Below are 16,805 nucleotides of genomic sequence, written 5' to 3' on the forward strand. Positions count from 1 at the left end.
CTTCCCGCACCCCACAACAGAAGGAAACCCCCATGCCTGGCACTCCCCTGCCCAAAATGTCCCTGCCCACAACGGCTTCACGCCGCCGGACGTCCCTCGCCCTCGTCGCCGCTGCTGCCGCGGTGCCGCTCGTCCTCACCGGCTGCACGGACAACGCAAAGACGCCAGGCGCCAGCGCCTCCGCCGGACCGATCCAAGTCACCAGCACCAAAACCGAATGCAAAGTCTCCACGGGCAGCGTCCCCAGCGGCAACCTGAGCTTCGCGGTCAAGAACGACGGCACTGAAATTACCGAGTTCTACCTCCTCGCAGAGGACGGCCTGCGGATCGTCGGCGAAGTGGAGAACATCGGTCCCGGCCTGACCCGCAACCTGGTGGTCACTGCTCCCGCGGGCAAGTACACCACCGCCTGCAAGCCCGGCATGCAGGGCGACGGTATCCGTGCCGCCTTTGAGGTCACGGACTCCGGAAACAAGACCGGCGTCGATGCCGATTTCCAGAAGCTTGTGGACACTGGGGTCCAGCAGTACACGGCGTACGTCAAAGACCAGACTGAGCAGCTTGTGACCGGCACCAAGGCCTTCGCCGATGCCTACGCGGCGGGCGACGTAACGAAGGCCCGCGAACTGTACGCCGCAACCCGCATGCACTGGGAACGGATCGAACCCGTAGCGGAATCCTTCGGGGACCTCGACCCCAAACTCGACGCCCGCGAAGCCGACCTTGAACCGGGCCAGGAATGGACCGGCTGGCACCGCGCGGAGAAGGACTTGTTCCCGCCGTCGGGCTACACAGCGCTGACGGCCACCGAGCGGGCCAAAATCGCCACGCAGCTCGTTTCCGACACCGAGGAGCTCGGCAAGCGCACCCGCACAGTGGTGCTCTCCGCGGACAAGCTCGGCAACGGAGCCAAGGAACTCCTGGACGAAGTCGCGCGCGGCAAGGTCACAGGCGAGGAAGAAATCTGGTCCCACACCGACCTCTGGGACTTCCAGGCCAACATCGACGGCGCGCGGATAGCGTTCGAAAACCTCAAGCCTGCGCTCGCGCAGAAAGACCCGGCCCTGGCCACGAGCCTCGACGGGAAGTTCGCTGCCCTTGAGGCCGAACTCAAGAAGCACGCCAAGGGTGACGGCTTCGCGTACTACAACGAACTCAGCCCCGCCGAGGTCCAGCAGCTCGCCGCGCTGGTCGACGCCTTGGGAGAGCCGTTGTCCAAGCTCACCTCAGCCGCGGTCCTGTGAGCGGCTGCCCTTTCAACCACGAGACCGCTGAGGCGCCCGACGGCGGGACCCAGGCTGCCGCCGTCGGGCCGGCCAATGCGGCCGTTGCGTCCGCTGCCAAGGACGACGACGGCAAGCGCGGCATGTCCCGACGCGGACTGTTCTCCCTCGCCGGCGTGGGCGGTGTCGGTGCAGTGGCAGGCCTTGCCGCCGGGTACCTCAGCCATGACGCAGTGGCAGCTGAGGCGGCCCCGGCCAGTGCTGCGAGCGACGTGGTTCCCTTTTACGGCGAGCGCCAGGCCGGGATCATCACTCCCGCCCAGGATCGCCTCCACATCGCTGCCTTCGACGTGACGGTTGAGGACCGCGCCGCACTGATCCAGCTCCTGAAGGACTGGACCGCCGCGGCCGAAGCCATGACCACCGGTCGCACGACCGGCGCGACTGGCGCCGTCGACGGCCCCTACGACGCGCCGCCTGAAGACACCGGGGAAGCCCTCGATCTGGCGGCCGGCAAGCTGACGTTGACGTTCGGCTTTGGCCCGGGCCTCTTCGAAAAGGACGGCAAGCCGCGCTTCGGGCTGGAGGGCCGCAGGCCCGATGCCCTGATCGACTTGCCGCATTTCCCCGGCGATGCCCTCGAGGCCGCGCGTACCGGCGGCGACATTGTGGTCCAGGCCTGCGCCGACGATCCGCAGGTCGCCGTGCACGCGATCCGGAACCTCGCACGCATCGGCTTCGGCAAGGTGCGCGTCCGCTGGTCCCAGCTGGGGTTCGGCCGCACCTCGTCCACCTCACGGGCCCAAACGACTGCGCGCAACCTCTTCGGCTTCAAGGACGGCACGGCCAACCTGAAGTCGGAAGACACGGCACTCCTCAACGAGCACGTCTGGGCCACCGCCGGAACCCGCCCGGGTGAAGCGTGGATGGCGGGAGGCAGCTACCTTGTCTCCCGCCGGATTCGGATGCATATCGAGATCTGGGACCGGACCTCGCTCCGCGAACAGGAAGGGCTGATCGGCCGCACGAAAGGTGCCGGAGCGCCGTTGTCCGGAGGGGAAGAATTCACGGTGCCGGACTTCGCAATCAAGGGCCGCGATGGCGAGCCGCTGATTCCCATCGATTCCCACGTCCGCCTCGCCCACGCGGACCAGAACAACGGCGTGAAGATGCTTCGCCGCGGATACAACTACGCCGACGGTTCGGACGGGCTCGGCCACCTCGATGCAGGCCTGTTCTTCATCGCCTTCGTCAAGGACCCGCGGACGCACTACGTGCCCATGCAGATGATGATGGCGAAGAGCGACAAGCTGGCCCTGGAGTACCTCAAGCACACGGGCTCCGGCCTGTTCGCGGTGCCTCCGGGCATCAAGGCGGGCGGCTTCATTGGTGAGGGCTTGTTCGCATGAAGCCGCCCGTCGTCGGACGCGGCCGGTAGGGCGATCTACCGGACCGCTGGCTAGGAAAGCGGCCGTCCGGCCATCCGTTCGAGCCGCTCGATGCGCTCACGCATGGGCGGGTGGGTGGCGAACAGCTTGGTCATGGCACCGCCGCGGAACGGGTTGGCAATCATCAGGTGCGAAGTATTCACGAGGCGCTGATCCTGCGGCAGCGGCACCTGCTTCACGCCTGCTTCGATCCTGCGGAGGGCTGAGGCGAGCGCCAGCGGATCGCCGGTGAGCTCCGCGCCGTCGTGGTCGGCGTCGTACTCCCTGGTGCGGGAAATGGCGAGCTGGATCAGCGAGGCGGCAAACGGCGCCAGGAGGGCCATGGCGATCATGGCAAACGGGTTGGCGTTCCGCCGGTCCCCGCCGCCGAAGAACAGCAGCATTTGGCCCACCGAAGTAATGACGCCGGCGACGGCGGCCGCGATGGACGAAGTGAGGATGTCGCGGTTGTAGACGTGCATGAGTTCATGCCCGAGGACGCCGCGGAGTTCGCGCGCGTCGAGCAAGTTCAAGATCCCCGCGGTGCAGCACACGGCGGCGTTCTTGGGATTGCGTCCCGTGGCGAAGGCATTGGGGGTCATGGTCGGAGAAACGTAGATCCGCGGCATGGGTTGGTTGGCCCGCACGGAGAGCTCCCGGACGATTTGGTACAGCTGCGGAGCCTGTGCTTCCGAAACCGGGTACGCGGCCATGGAGCGGATGGCGATCTTGTCGCTGTTCCAATATCCATAAGCCGTTGTCGCGACGCCGATCACTGCCATGATCCAGATGGGCGACGCACTGCGGGTGCCCACACCGATCACGGCACCAAGACCCAGCAGCACCGCCCAGAGCACACCGAAGAGCGCTGCGGTCTTCAGGCCATTGTGATGATTATGCACTTCACTACTTTCTTGCAGTACGGCTTTTGGTTCTGTTCCGATTAACGCCGACGGCGGCCCGGACGTTCCGCCCAACTAGCTCGCATTTGTTGTCGTTCCGAGCCGCCATAACGACAACAACTGCGGGCTAGTTGGGCGCGGGGCTGGGTCCGGGCTAAGGCACCGGGTGGAGCGAATCGTACTGGAGGAATCCACGCTGACCGCGCGCCACCAGCCAGGCAAGCACTGCGCACAGCACGCCGCCGAGGAGCAGCACCCAGCCCTCGCTGAGAACTTTCGTGACTCCACCGGCGAGCATGTCCCCCACGCGCGGACCACCGGAAACCACCACAATGAACACGCCTTGCAACCGTCCCCGCATGTGGTCCGGAGTGGCCGATTGCAGGATGGTGGTGCGGAAGACCGCGCTGACGGAGTCCGAGATCCCGGCAAGGGCACAACACAAGGCCGCCGGGATGATCCACAGCGTGACGCCATCGCGCCCTGCGTCCCCGGCCAGGACCACCACCAGCCCGAAGGCCGCTATGGAGAAGCCCCATCCGGCGACGGACCACACCACCGCGCTCCCCTGGCGCCGCACCCTCCCCAGGGGCCCGGAGAACAGTCCCGCCAGGAAGGCGCCGACGGCCACGGACGCGAGCAGCACACCCACAGTGGTGTCACCGCCCCCGATCATCGTGGCTCCGATCGCGGGCATGAGGGCACGGGGCTGGGCGCAGATCATCGCAATGAGGTCGATGATGAACGTCATGCGAAGGTTGGGCCGGGTGCCCAGGAAACGGAAGCCCTCGACGACGGAGCGCAGCCCGGGTGCCGACGCGTTCTCCGCCGCGGGAAGGGCCGGGAGCTTGAACAGGCTCCACAGCGCGAAGGCGAAGCTGAGCGCATCGATCGTGTAGGTCCAGCCAAAACCGCTCGACGCGACCAGCACACCGGCCAGCAGGGGGCCTGCCGTCATGGAAATGCCCATGTTGAGCATGCTCAACGCGTTGGCGGCGGGCAGCAGTTCCTTGCGGACCAGCAAGGGAATAATGGCGCTGCGTGCCGGTCCGTTGATGCCCTGCGCGCCGCTCTGGATAGCGACGAGGAGGAACAGGATCCAGACATTGTTGAGCTGGAACCAGGCCTGGAGTGCCAGGGCCACGCTGCAGGCCCACAGGACGAGGGACGCAACAATGGCGACCGTCCGCCGGTCATAGGCATCCGAAAGGGCGCCGCCGAACAAGCCCGCAACCACCAGCGGAACCAGGGCAAAGATGCTGAGCAGTCCCACGTAGAGGCTCTGTTGGGTGATGCTGTAGACCTCGAGGCTCACGGCAACCAGGGTCAGCTGGGATCCGACCATCGACACCGAAGACCCCAGCCACAGGCGGCGGAATGCGGGGCTTTCGCGAAGCGGGGTCATGTCAGCCAGGAGTTTTGCCACCGTCCAACCCTACCCACCAAGCCATCCGCCCTCCCGGAGCGCCGCGGGGGCAGGGTTCGCAGCTGCGGTGCGGTCCGCCGTCGGGCCCGAGTCCGGGCCGCGAGCGGGGTGCCGTCGTGCCCGAGTGCCGCCCGCCGTCGGCGGGTTCATCCGAAGTTAGCCTCACCTTATTGTGAAGTACTCATAATAAGTGCTTCAATGGGCGTATGGCAGATCACACGGCAGACCAGGAAGCGTGGGCTTCCGCCCTGCATTCCCACGGACGCCGCGTGACCAAGCAGCGTCTTGCGGTTCTTGCTGCCGTTCAGCACAATCCACATTCCCCGGCCGAAGGCATCCTGGCTGCCGCGCGCAAGGAACTTCCCGAACTGACAGCGCAGTCTGTTTATGTGGTGCTGAGCGACCTCACGGACCTACAGATGCTGCGACGATTCGAACCGCCCCACTCTCCCGCGCTGTATGAGACCCGGGTGGGCGACAACCACCACCACGCCGTCTGCATCAGTTGCGGCCGGGTGGAGGATGTCGACTGTGCCGTCGGCCATGCCCCCTGCCTCACCCCGCACTGGGATGAGCACTCCAAACCCATGACCATCCAGATCGCAGACGTCCTGTACCAAGGCATCTGCCAGGACTGCCAGGCCAAACAACAGCTTCCTACTCACACGCAAGTAACCACGAAATAGGAGAACGATGACCGCGAACATCTCGACCACCCAGTCGGGCGCCCCCGTCACCTCGGACGCGCATTCCAAGTCCGTTGGTGCCGATGGTGCCATCATCCTGACCGACCACTACCTGGTGGAAAAGCTCGCCCAGTTCAACCGCGAGCGCGTCCCGGAGCGTGTTGTCCACGCCAAGGGCGGCGGCGCTTTCGGTACCTTCAAGACTTCCTCGGATGTTTCCAAGTACACCAAGGCTGCTTTCCTGCAGCCCGGTGTCGAGACGGACATGCTCATCCGCTTCTCCTCCGTCGCAGGCGAGAACGGCTCCCCTGACACGTGGCGCGACCCCCGCGGCTTCGCCGTCAAGTTCTACACTTCCGAGGGCAACTACGACCTCGTGGGCAACAACACCCCGGTGTTCTTCATCCGCGACGGCATCAAGTTCCCGGATTTCATCCACTCCCAGAAGCGCCTCCCGGGCACCCACCTGCGCGACGCCGACATGCAGTGGGACTTCTGGACCCTCTCCCCGGAGTCCGCACACCAGGTCACCTGGCTCATGGGCGACCGCGGCCTGCCGGCTTCCTGGCGTGAAATGCAGGGCTACGGCTCGCACACCTACCAGTGGATCAACGCCGAGGGCGAGCGCTTCTGGGTCAAGTACCATTTCAAGTCCAACCAAGGCGTCAAGACCATCACGGGCGACCAGGCTGAAGAGCTGGCCGGTTCGGACGCGGACTTCTACATCCGCGACCTCCAGGAGAACATTGCCGCCGGCAACTTCCCGTCGTGGGAACTGCACGTCCAGGTCATGCCTTACGAGGACGCGAAGACCTACCGCTTCAACCCGTTCGACCTCACCAAGGTGTGGCCGCACGCGGACTACCCGCTGATCCACGTTGGCACCATGGAGCTCAACAAGAACCCGGAAAACTACTTCGCGCAGATCGAGCAGGCCACCTTCGCGCCGTCGAACTTCGTTCCGGGCATCGCCGCCTCCCCGGACAAGATGCTGCAAGCCCGCATCTTCTCCTACGCTGACGCACACCGCTACCGCGTGGGCACCAACCACGCCCAGATCCCGGTAAACCAGCCGAAGAACCAGGTCAACAACTACAGCCAGGACGGCGCGGGACGCTACCTGTTCAACGCTCCTTCGGTTCCGGTCTACGCACCGAACTCCGTGGGTGGCCCGGCTGCTGTTGAGCCGCAGAACCCGGCCGGCGGCTGGGAGAACGACGGCGAGCTGACGCTCTCCGCACACTCCCTGCACGCCGAGGACGGCGACTTCGTCCAGGCCGGCGCGCTCTATCGCGAGGTGTACGACGACGGCGCCAAGGCCCGTCTGCTGGACACCATCACCGGCGCCGTCGGTGGCGTCAAGAGCGCCCACATCAAGGAACGCGCCATCCAGTACTGGACCAACGTGGACGCCGAACTCGGTGCCAAGCTGCGCGCCAACCTCGGCGCGGGCGAAGGCGAGTCGGCCGCGGAAGCAGCCAACAAGCTGTAACAACGGCCTCCAACGAAGCAACCCCGCTACGGAATTTACGTGGCGGGGTTGCTTTTTATGGCATGAATAGCGGGTCTTGTTTAGCGTTCCTCGGCGGGTTTTCCACATAGCAAGCGGTGGCTCTGGCTAGTTCGGCATGGTGATCCATAGGATCCTTACATGAGCACATTTACCGGGATCCCCGCAGAGGCGATCGCCTTCTATGCCGAACTTGAAGAGAACAACAACCGCGAATGGTGGCTGGAGCACAAAGACATCTACGACTCCGCCGTGAAGGAGCCATTGACGCTGTTATTGGACGAGCTTGAGCCACGATTCGGGCCGGGCAAGGTGTTCCGTCCGAACCGGGATATCCGTTTTTCCCAGGACAAGTCCCCCTACAAGACGGCACAGGGAGCGTTTGCGGCAGACAAGGAGGGCGTCGGCTTCTACCTCCAGCTCAGTGCAGACGGCCTGTTGGTCGGGGGTGGATGCCACTCGCGCACCCCGGAGCAGATTGCCCGTTTCCGCGCAGCCACGGATTCGCCGGCCAGCGGGGAGCAACTGCAGAAGATCGTCGATTCCATCGCCGGGGCAGGTTTCGCGGTGGAAGGCGAGAAGCTCAAGACCGTGCCTCGTGGTTTCGACAAAGACCATCCCCGGGCCGAGCTTCTGAAGCACAAGTCGTTGTCCGCAGGCATGACCTTGGGCGAACCGGAATGGATGTCCAAGCCCTCGGCCAAAGAAGAAATCGCCAAGCGTTGGGAGGTACTGCGCCCGCTTGTGGAATGGGTCAACGAACACGCGGCGCCGTAAGCGTAGGGCCGTGAATCTAGCCAAGCAGTGAGCCCGGTCCCGGGATCAAACCTTGCTGAGGCTGTCTTCGTCGTCGCCGCTCTTGTCGGAAGCCGCGGCCTTGTCGGACATAGCGGCGTTCCCGGCCACAGCGGCTTTCGCCGATGCGAACTTCTCGTTCAAGCGGGAGTGGCGCTGTCCATAGGCAAAGTAGATGGCAAGTCCGATTGCCAGCCAGATGGCGAAGAAGATCCAGGTCTCCACTGCCAGGTTTGTCATCAGGTAGACGCACAGGACGGCAGAGACCACGGGAAGCACCTTGCCGAACGGAACCCGGAAAGCCGGCTTCAGATCTGGACGCTTCTTACGCAGGACCAGGATGCCCAGGCTCACCATGACGAAGGCCGAAAGGGTACCTATGTTGATCATTTCCTCGAGAAGATCCACGTTGGTCAGGCCAGCGACGATTGCCACGGCAGCGCCGCAGATGATCTGGAGGCGGACCGGCGTCGAACGCTTGGCACTGGTCTTGGACAGCGCGCGCGGGAGCAGGCCGTCACGGCTCATGGCAAGGACCACCCTGGCCAGGCCCATGAGCAGCACCATGATGACGGTGGTCAAACCGATGAGCGAGCCAAACGCAATGACCTTGGCCGCGTCGGTGTTTCCAACCGCCTCGAAGGCCGTGGTCAGGGTGGGGTTCTTGGCTTCGGCCAGTTGGGTGTAAGACACCATGCCGGTCAGGGCCAGGGAGACCAGGATGTACAGCAGCGTCACCAGCGCCAGGCCGCCGAAGATGCCCCGTGGCAAGGTCTTCTGCGGGTTCTTGACCTCTTCCGCTGAGGTGGCGACAACGTCGAAGCCAATGAAGGCAAAGAACACCAACGCTGCGCCGGCAAAGATGCCCAGCGTTCCGTACTGCGCCGGAACCGCACCAGTGAGGAAGCCGAAGAAGGACTGCTTCATGACATCCGCGCCGTCGTTGCCCCCGGTAGGCTGCGATGCCGGGACGAAGGGCGCGTAGTTGGAGAACTTCACGTAGGTGAACCCGACAACAATCACGAACAGCACCACGGCGATCTTGATCAGCGTGAACACGTTGCCCACCCGTGCGGAGAGCTTCGTGCCAAGCACCAGGAGCACCGTGAAGATCGCGACAATCAGGAAAGCGCCCCAATAGAGATCCACGCCGGCGATGTTCACGGCCGGAGGCATATCCACACCCATGAGCGCAAAGACTTTGCTCAAGTAGATTCCCCAGTACTTGGCGATCACCGCAGCAGCGGTAAAGAGTTCAAGGATGAGGTTCCAACCAATGATCCAAGCGAGGACTTCTCCCATCGTGGCGTAGGTGAAGACGTAGGCGGACCCAGCAACAGGGATCGCGGTAGCGAATTCGGCGTAGCACATGATGGCCAAGGCACACGTGACGGCCGCGACGGCGAAGGAAATCGTGACGGCCGGGCCGGCGAAGTTCGCAGCCGCCTTGGCACCGACGGAGAAGATCCCGGCGCCGACGGCAACGGCGACGCCCATGATCATCAGATCCCACGTGCTGAGGGAACGCTTGAGCTTGCGTCCGGGCTCATCGGCGTCCGCAATGGACTGCTCGATCGATTTGGTCCGGAAGAGGTTCATAGAAGAGTCCACAATCTTGATGAGGTGGTAGAAACAGACTCATCAAGAGTAGTGTCCAGCCAATGGACCCCCACATTTGTCCCGAATCGTGAGACACAAGCACGGTCCATCTTCAGAGATTGGAGACGTTCCAATCCATCAACGTGGAACGGATAAGGAAGCGCTTCCCCTCAGGCGATTCCACTGAGAACCCACTCCCGCGGCCGTCCACTACGTCCACCGTCAGATGGGTGTGGGACCAGTAATTGAACTGCTCCCGGGACATCCAGAACTCCAGGAGCTGCGGCCGCTCGGGCTCGCCAATATCGAAAAGTCCGAGCAGAACGTCCGAATCACCGGTGATGAATTCGCCGGCGGGATAGCACATGGGTGAGGAACCGTCGCAGCAGCCACCCGATTGGTGGAACATGAGGGGACCGTGTTGCTCCCACAGCTTCCGGAGCAGTTCGATGGAAACGGCGGTGAGCGCCACCCGGGAAAAGTCTTCCCCGGGCAGTGTCACTGCGGCGTCAAGCCTGTTGCGGGGCATTAGAACCTCAGCACCACGCGGCCGTCGATCTTGGCATGCTTCATTTCGTCAAAGACCGCGTTCACCTCGGAGAGCTCCCGCGTGGACACGGTCGGGTGGATCTTGCCCTGCGCGTAAAAGTCCAGGGCTTCCTCCAGGTCCTGGCGTGTTCCCACGATCGAACCACGGACGGTCAGGCCCTTGAGCACGATCTCGAAGATCGGCGCGGGGAAGTCTCCCGGCGGGAGTCCGTTGAAGACGATGGTCCCGCCACGGCGGGCCATGCCGATCGCCTGCCCGAACGCCGAGGGGTGCACCGCCGTGACCAAGACGCCGTGGCAGCCTCCGGTTTCCCGTTGAATGACTTCCGCCGGATCTTCGTGCAGCGCGTTGACCGTGAGCTCGGCGCCGTGTTTCCTGGCGAGGGCGAGCTTGTCGTCGGCGATGTCCACAGCGGCAACCCGCAGGCCCATGGCCACGGCGTACTGGACTGCGATGTGTCCCAGGCCGCCGATGCCGGAAATAGTGACCCATTGGCCCGGCTTGGCCTCGGTCATCTTCAATCCCTTGTAGACCGTGACTCCGGCGCACAGCACCGGGGCGACCTCTACGGGGTCCGAACCTGCCGGGATCCTCGCAGCGAACCGGCTGTCCACCAGCATGTACTCACCGAAGGAACCGTCCACGCTATAGCCGGCGTTCTTCTGGGCTTCGCACAGCGTCTCCCAACCGGTCCGGCAGAACTGGCAATCGCCACAGGCGGACCATAGCCAGGCGTTGCCCACCAGGTCCCCGACGGCAAGGTCGGTGACGCCCTCGCCGAGGGCAACCACTTCACCCACGCCTTCGTGGCCGGGCACGAACGGCGGTGAAGGCTTGACCGGCCAGTCCCCCTCGGCGGCGTGCAGGTCTGTGTGGCACACGCCGCTGGTGATGACCTTGACCAGCGCTTCTCCTCGACCGGGCGTGGGAAGGGGAAGTGACTGGATCTGAAGGTCTTGTCCGAATTCTGTTACTACGGCTGCTTGCATTGTCGTCGTCATTGGCGAAATCCTTGCGTCGTTAAAACTAGATGTGCGGTGTAGGTGCTGCTTTCCTGAGGGGTGGCCAGGGTGGGCCGGCGGGGAGGGATCTGTGCTGGTCCCGCCCCGCCAGGTCAAATGAGGCTTAGAAGAAGCCGAGTTTGTTTTCGTTGTAGCTGACCAGGAGGTTTTTGGTCTGCTGGTAGTGGTCCAGCATCATAGCGTGGTTCTCGCGTCCGATGCCGGAGGACTTGTAGCCGCCGAACGCGGCACCGGCCGGGTAGGCGTGGTAGTTGTTGACCCAGACGCGGCCAGCCTGGATCTCCCGGCCTGCCCGGTAGGCAACGTTGCCGTTGCGGGACCAGACGCCGGCGCCGAGTCCGTAGAGGGTGTCGTTGGCGATCCCAATGGCGTCGTTGTAGTCGCTGAACTTCGTGACGGACACGACGGGGCCGAAGATCTCTTCCTGGAAGATCCGCATCCGGTTGTGGCCTTCGAAGATGGTGGGCTGGACGTAGTAGCCGCCGGCGAGGTCACCGGAAAGCTCGGTCCGGGCGCCGCCGGTGAGGACCTTCGCGCCCTCCTGCTTCCCGATGTCGATGTAGGAGAGGATCTTCTCCAGCTGGTCGTTGGAGGCCTGGGCACCGATCTGGGTGTCGGTGTCCAGCGGGTTGCCTTGGATGATCTTGTTGGTCCGGGCCACGGCGTCGGCGATGAAGGAGTCGTAGATGCCTTCCTGGACCAGGGCGCGGGAGGGGCAGGTGCAGACTTCGCCTTGGTTGAAGGCGAAGAGCGTGAAGCCTTCCTGGGCCTTGTCGTAGAACGCGTCGTTCTGCGCGGCGACGTCGTCGAAGAAGATGTTAGGGCTCTTGCCGCCCAGTTCCAGGGTCACGGGGATCAGGTTCTGTGACGCGTACTGGCTGATGAGCCGGCCCGTGGTGGTCTCGCCGGTGAAGGCGATCTTGCGGATTCGCGGGCTGGAGGCGAGCGGCTTGCCGGCCTCGACGCCGAAGCCGTTGACAACGTTCACGACGCCGGCGGGCAGCAGGTCGGAGATGAGTTCCATGAGGACCAGGATGGAGGAGGGGGTCTGTTCGGCGGGTTTGAGGACGACGGCGTTGCCCGCGGCCAGGGCCGGGGCGAGCTTCCACACAGCCATGAGGATCGGGAAGTTCCACGGGATGATCTGGCCCACGACGCCCAAGGGCTCGTGGAAGTGGTACGCGGTGGTGTCCTCGTCCAGCTGGGACAGGTGGCCTTCCTGGGCACGTATCGCGGAGGCGAAGTAGCGGAAATGGTCCGCCGCGAGGGGGATATCCGCGTTCAGGGTTTCGCGGATCGGCTTGCCGTTGTCCCAGGTCTCGGCGACCGCCAGCAGCTCGACGTTCTCATCGATGCGGTCGCCGATCTTGTTCAGGATTGCGGCGCGTTCGGTCGCGGAGGTCTTGCCCCAGGACGGTGCCACCTTGTGCGCGGCGTCCAGTGCCAGCTCGATGTCCTCGGCCGTGCCGCGGGCCACCTCGCAGAAGGCCTTGCCGGTCACCGGGGTGATGTTCTCGAAGTACTGCCCCTTGACCGGGGCAACCCACTCGCCGCCGATCCAGTTCTCGTAACGGTCCTTGAACGTGACCTTCGAACCCTCGGCACCCGGCTGTGCATAAACAGTCATCTGTAGCTCCTTTGCTGCGCATGATGGTGGCTTTGCTGTGCCATCAGCGTAGGAGCGGGGAGGTTGCAAGCAGGTTGCAACCTTATGGTTCAGATCACGTCGGGGCAGTACTCCCCTGCCGGGCCGGAAAGCTAGAGACCTGCAGGGAAATTGTAGGAGCTCGGAACCGGCGAAGGTGCGGAACCGAAGGAGAGCACCACTTCGTCGTGGGCCTTGAGAACCACGTCAGACACCGGCGCACTCTGTTTTACGCCGTTCAGGTATACGGTCCAACCTCCGGTTCCGCCGTGCGGTGCTCCGGTGGCATCCTTGCCGTCCAACACTCCCCATTCGCTGAGGACCTGGCCGAGCGTGTACTTCAGGCCGGCGGTGGGCGCTTCGATGTGGATGACGCCAGTCGTGTCGTGGGTGTGAAGTGCCGAGATTCCGTTGGGTTGCCCGTCGGCCCCGAAACTGAAACCAATCTCGGCCGGGACCGTGACGGCTTTGCCATCCACCAGGACGTCCAGATGGGCGTGGTAGTGCTCGGCTGTGCCTTCGGCGGTCAGGATATCCAGACCTGCGGCCTTGATTCTCTGGGCGCCCGCCGCGGGATCAAGTCCCCAGTCGGCGGCAGCCGTGGTGGCCGAAGCCGAGTGCGTGGCCGAAGTCGAAGGCGTTGCCGACGCGGGCGCTGTCTGGGCGGGTGCCCCGCAGGCTGTGACTCCGGCAAGGAGTCCGGACATGGTCAGGGCAACGGCGAGGCGTTTGTTCAACACGGAGGAAGCTTCTTTCGTTTGGCTCGCTTCTACGATACGGTCCAAAACTCCGTATTGCCCGAGTGCCACACGAGGGCCCGCCTCAGGCCGACAGTTCGCTTTCCAGTCGTTCTAGCTCGGCGACGACGGCGGCCCGCTTCGGCGAGCGCGGCGGCAGGAGCCTGAGGGCGGCAAGCCGGACGTCGACGTCGTTCTTCGCCTCGGGCAGTCCGGCATACTTGAGCAGCGCCTCGGCACTGCCGTCGTTCAGGACCGCCTCGCGCAGGAGCGCCGAAACCTTCTCGCGGAGCTCCACGATGCCGGGCGCTTCCGAATGCGGAAGGACGGCGCCTTTGTAGATCTCCAGCGCGATGCGGTGGGCGCCCCGCTGCAGGCAGGACAGAACCTGGGCCGCATCCTGGCCAAGGTCGATCGGGAGCCGGTAGGGGCGTGATTCCGGGACCGCGGCGGGGTCGAGCTCGTGGAGCACCTTGCGCAGGCGCACCATTTCGGCCCGCAACGTCACGCTCGAGCCATCCCCCGGATAGAGGGCCAGGGCGAGCTCCTCGGCACTGAGCCCTTCGGGACGGGTTCCCAGCAACGCCAGGATCTCGCTGTGCCGTGCGGACAGCGGAATGCTGCGCCCTCCGATGCTCAACAAGGCCTGGTCCCGGCCGAGCAGCTGGAGGCTGTTCCGGTACAGTCCTGTCCCCTGGCGTGAGCCGACGGCGGAAGGCGAGTTCCGGCGTCGGGCAGGCGCAGAGTGCTTAGTGGCCGCGAGTTGGAGCCTTTCCACCCGTAATTGCGCCTGCGCGGCCGCCACGGTTGCTTCAACGAGGGAAAGTGTGTGGGGTGCGACGGCCGCTTCCGTGCCGGTGATGTCGACGACGCCGAGCAGGGCTCCGGAATCAGGGTCATGGAAGGGCACCGCGGTGCAGCTCCACGGGTGGACGGAGCGCTTGTAGTGCTCGGCACCGGAGATCTGGATTCCACGGCCCAAGGCGAGCGCCGTGCCGGGCGCACTCGTGCCGACCGCGGCTTCGGACCAGTCCGCGCCGGCGACGAACATCATGCCTTCGGCGCGGCGCCGCATCGCGGGATTTCCGTCTACCCACAGCAGGCGGCCCAGCTCGTCCCCCACGGCGACCAGCAGCCCGCTCTCATAGCTGGGCTGGATGAGGAGCTTCTGGATGACGGGCATGATGGTGGCCAGCGGGTGTTGGCGGCGGTATTCCTCGAGCTCGTCGAGGTCGATGACCAGCGGCGCCTCGGGCTGGTCCGGGTTTGCTTTGAGCTGGGCGGATCGCTGCCAGGATTCCTTGATCAGGCTGCGTAGACCGGGAAGCTCCGTGGCGTCGGGAAGCCCGTAACGCCACGATTCCAAGTGTTCGTGCCCGGCGCGGGCATGACGCTGCAGCAGCTCGGCGGCGTCATTGACCGAAGCTGCCGGATGGATCGGATTCTTCATCGAACTCCCAAAACCGGACGCAGCACAGTACGGGCCAGTCTAGTTGCGACGCAGGGGTTTGTGTACCCGCTCACTCCGGGTGGATTTCGTACGACTCGACGTCACCCAACGCTTCGATCCGGGGTACGGGCAAGCCGACTTCCGCGACGAGTTCCGCGAAACTGTGGCCGCTGCTGAAGCGGTCAAATGTTGCCCTGTCCGGGCAGGTGTCGTAGACCGAGATGCCACCCTCAGTGGATAGGCACACGTGGATCTTCAACGCACCGGGTGGCAGGAGGCCCACCATGCGCTGGTGGCCTTCCAGCAGTTGAGCGGGATCTCCGTCGAAATGGTAGACGCCCATGAACATTGCTTCTCTCCTGTCGTGCTTCAGCTTGAGTGCGGTGCCGCCAACGCCCGCTCGAGGGCTTCAGGTTTGCGGTCCGCCCAGGGTGCGGCCTTCTCGAGCTGGCCCGCCAAGCGAAAGAGCGTGGCCTCGTCTCCGAACCGGCCAAGGAAGGACATGCCCACCGGCAGGCCGGCCGAGTCGACTCCGAGTGGCACCGACATGGCCGGGTTGCCCGAGATGTTGGCATATTCGCCGTCGAACATGAGGAAGCGGCCCGCTTCGCGCTCGCCGCGCAGCGGTTCTTCCTCGGTTCCATTCAGCGTTCCGAGGGGCAACGGTGGCCAGCCGACGGTGGGTGTCATCCAGACGTCGAATTCCTCGAAGAATCCAGCCAGGCGGCGGCTGAAGCGCTGCAATTCCCCCATGCCGAGGAGATACTGGCCACCTGTCAGAGCCCGCGAGCGCTCGACGTCGGCTGCGGTGAACGGCTCGATCTCACCGGCTTCCGGAGGCCTACCCATCCGCTGCGTCCAGTACGCCTCGATCCACGCGATCGCGCCACCATAGACGGCCCTGACCGCCCGGTGCCCGGCCCGTCCCAGGCCCTCGGGGTGCGCTTCCGTGACACTGTGGCCCAGCCCGGCCAGCAATTCCACGGTTTCCTCGAACACCCCTAGGTAGTCCGGATGCACTTGTTGCCCGGAGTTGGGCGTCGCGGTTGCGGCGATGCGAAGCTTTCCAGGAGCAGTTCCGGCCTCAAGCAGGAATGGCCGGGCCCGGGGCGGCGCCCAATATGGATCGCCGGGCGACTGACCGGCCGTCGCGTCAAGGAGCGCCGCCGAATCACGAACGCTCCGCGTCAGCGCATGTTCGACGGCGAATCCCCCGGCCACGTCGCCATACTCCGGGCCCATGGGAACCCGTCCGCGGGTCGGCTTGAACCCGAAAACCCCACACCAGGCGGCCGGGTAGCGCAGGGATCCGCCAAGATCGTTCCCGTGCGCCATGGGGACCATTCCGGAGGCGACGGCGGCGGCGGACCCGCCGCTGGAGCCGCTGGTGGACAGCCCCAGGTCCCAAGGGTTTCGGGTGGCACCATGCAAGGCCGGCTCGCAATGCGGGCTGAGCCCGAATTCCGGTGTGTTGGTCTTCCCGAGGATCGCAAGTCCGGCTTGGCGGTACCGGCGGGCAAGTTCCTGGTCCTGGCTTGAGACGTTGTCCTTCAACCAGCGGGAGCCTTCGTTGAAGGGAGCTCCGGCGATCTCGAGCGAGAGGTCCTTCACCAGGAAGGGAACCCGGGGAAACGGAGCGCCAGGAGCCGGGCCTTCTGCTCCGGGCTCCAGGTGCGCGACGATGCAATGCAGGACCGGATCGATCTCGCGGATACGGTCACGGCCGGCGTCGAGCAGTTCGCCCGGCGAGATCGCGCCGCTCTGCACCAGTTCTGCCTGCCCGACGGCGTCCGTCCAGCGGAGCTCCTCGTCCATGGCTCATTTTAGGACCGG

Annotated in this window: 15 protein-coding genes; 5 read left to right on the forward strand and 10 right to left on the reverse strand. The window is 64.7% G+C overall.

Translation table 11 applies throughout. From position 1 onward, the window contains the following. Positions 1-32: 32 nt before the first annotated feature. Both efeO and efeB read left to right on the forward strand, forming a co-directional pair. Positions 33-1,244, forward strand: a complete 1,212-nt coding sequence (gene efeO / locus AB4068_RS03020) for an iron uptake system protein EfeO (RefSeq protein ID WP_441432617.1) — start codon at positions 33-35, stop codon at positions 1,242-1,244. Beyond that, a complete protein-coding gene (gene efeB / locus AB4068_RS03025) occupies positions 1,241-2,632 on the forward strand; it encodes an iron uptake transporter deferrochelatase/peroxidase subunit (RefSeq protein WP_441432618.1) in 1,392 nt (463 codons plus the stop codon). Before efeO ends, efeB begins: the two co-directional genes overlap by 4 nt. Positions 2,633-2,682: 50 nt before the next feature. Here the strand turns inward: efeB and htpX are convergent, their stop codons facing one another. Next, the gene (htpX, locus tag AB4068_RS03030; RefSeq protein ID WP_284990988.1) at positions 2,683-3,552 is read right to left on the reverse strand and encodes a zinc metalloprotease HtpX; all 870 of its coding nucleotides are present in this window, start codon (positions 3,550-3,552) and stop codon (positions 2,683-2,685) included. Between the two features lie 154 nt (positions 3,553-3,706). Further along, positions 3,707-4,978: an MFS transporter gene (locus AB4068_RS03035; protein ID WP_441432619.1), complete on the reverse strand. Its 1,272-nt coding sequence runs from the start codon at positions 4,976-4,978 to the stop codon at positions 3,707-3,709. A gap of 206 nt (positions 4,979-5,184) precedes the next feature. Here AB4068_RS03035 and AB4068_RS03040 point away from each other — a divergent pair, with 206 nt between their 5' ends. From AB4068_RS03040 to AB4068_RS03050, 3 genes are all read left to right on the forward strand, one after another. Next, positions 5,185-5,664 (forward strand): Fur family transcriptional regulator, encoded by a 480-nt coding sequence (locus AB4068_RS03040; protein ID WP_059387252.1) that lies wholly within the window; start codon positions 5,185-5,187, stop codon positions 5,662-5,664. Positions 5,665-5,671: 7 nt separating this feature from the next. Continuing rightward, positions 5,672-7,156, forward strand: coding sequence for a catalase (locus AB4068_RS03045; protein ID WP_441432620.1), 1,485 nt, complete (start codon positions 5,672-5,674; stop codon positions 7,154-7,156). Positions 7,157-7,315: 159 nt separating this feature from the next. Further along, complete coding sequence (locus AB4068_RS03050; RefSeq protein ID WP_441432621.1) at positions 7,316-7,951, forward strand: DUF2461 domain-containing protein; 636 nt, start codon at positions 7,316-7,318, stop codon at positions 7,949-7,951. Positions 7,952-7,996: 45 nt separating this feature from the next. Here AB4068_RS03050 and AB4068_RS03055 read toward each other — a convergent pair whose 3' ends face one another. The 8 genes from AB4068_RS03055 to AB4068_RS03090 form a co-directional block, all read right to left on the reverse strand. Then, entirely contained in the window at positions 7,997-9,568 is a 1,572-nt protein-coding gene (locus tag AB4068_RS03055) for an amino acid permease (RefSeq protein WP_306959028.1), read from the reverse strand. A 112-nt stretch (positions 9,569-9,680) separates the two neighbouring features. Next, positions 9,681-10,097: a DUF779 domain-containing protein gene (locus AB4068_RS03060; protein ID WP_059387249.1), complete on the reverse strand. Its 417-nt coding sequence runs from the start codon at positions 10,095-10,097 to the stop codon at positions 9,681-9,683. Further along, positions 10,097-11,119 (reverse strand): alcohol dehydrogenase AdhP, encoded by a 1,023-nt coding sequence (adhP, locus tag AB4068_RS03065; RefSeq protein ID WP_284990979.1) that lies wholly within the window; start codon positions 11,117-11,119, stop codon positions 10,097-10,099. The genes AB4068_RS03060 and adhP overlap by 1 nt, the downstream gene beginning before the upstream one ends. A gap of 124 nt (positions 11,120-11,243) precedes the next feature. Further along, positions 11,244-12,767 (reverse strand): acetaldehyde dehydrogenase ExaC, encoded by a 1,524-nt coding sequence (gene exaC, locus AB4068_RS03070; RefSeq protein ID WP_441432622.1) that lies wholly within the window; start codon positions 12,765-12,767, stop codon positions 11,244-11,246. Between the two features lie 131 nt (positions 12,768-12,898). After that, entirely contained in the window at positions 12,899-13,525 is a 627-nt protein-coding gene (locus tag AB4068_RS03075) for a hypothetical protein (RefSeq protein ID WP_306959030.1), read from the reverse strand. Between the two features lie 82 nt (positions 13,526-13,607). Beyond that, on the reverse strand, positions 13,608-14,972 hold the full coding sequence (locus AB4068_RS03080) for a GAF domain-containing protein (RefSeq protein ID WP_284990976.1): 1,365 nt from the start codon (positions 14,970-14,972) through the stop codon (positions 13,608-13,610). Between the two features lie 70 nt (positions 14,973-15,042). Then, positions 15,043-15,321, reverse strand: coding sequence for a hypothetical protein (locus AB4068_RS03085; RefSeq protein ID WP_441432623.1), 279 nt, complete (start codon positions 15,319-15,321; stop codon positions 15,043-15,045). Positions 15,322-15,341: 20 nt separating this feature from the next. Continuing rightward, complete coding sequence (locus AB4068_RS03090; RefSeq protein ID WP_441432624.1) at positions 15,342-16,787, reverse strand: amidase; 1,446 nt, start codon at positions 16,785-16,787, stop codon at positions 15,342-15,344. Between the last annotated feature and the right edge of the window lie 18 nt (positions 16,788-16,805).

The organism is Arthrobacter sp. 2RAF22, assembly GCF_052115325.1.
In the GTDB taxonomy this organism is placed as follows: domain Bacteria; phylum Actinomycetota; class Actinomycetes; order Actinomycetales; family Micrococcaceae; genus Arthrobacter.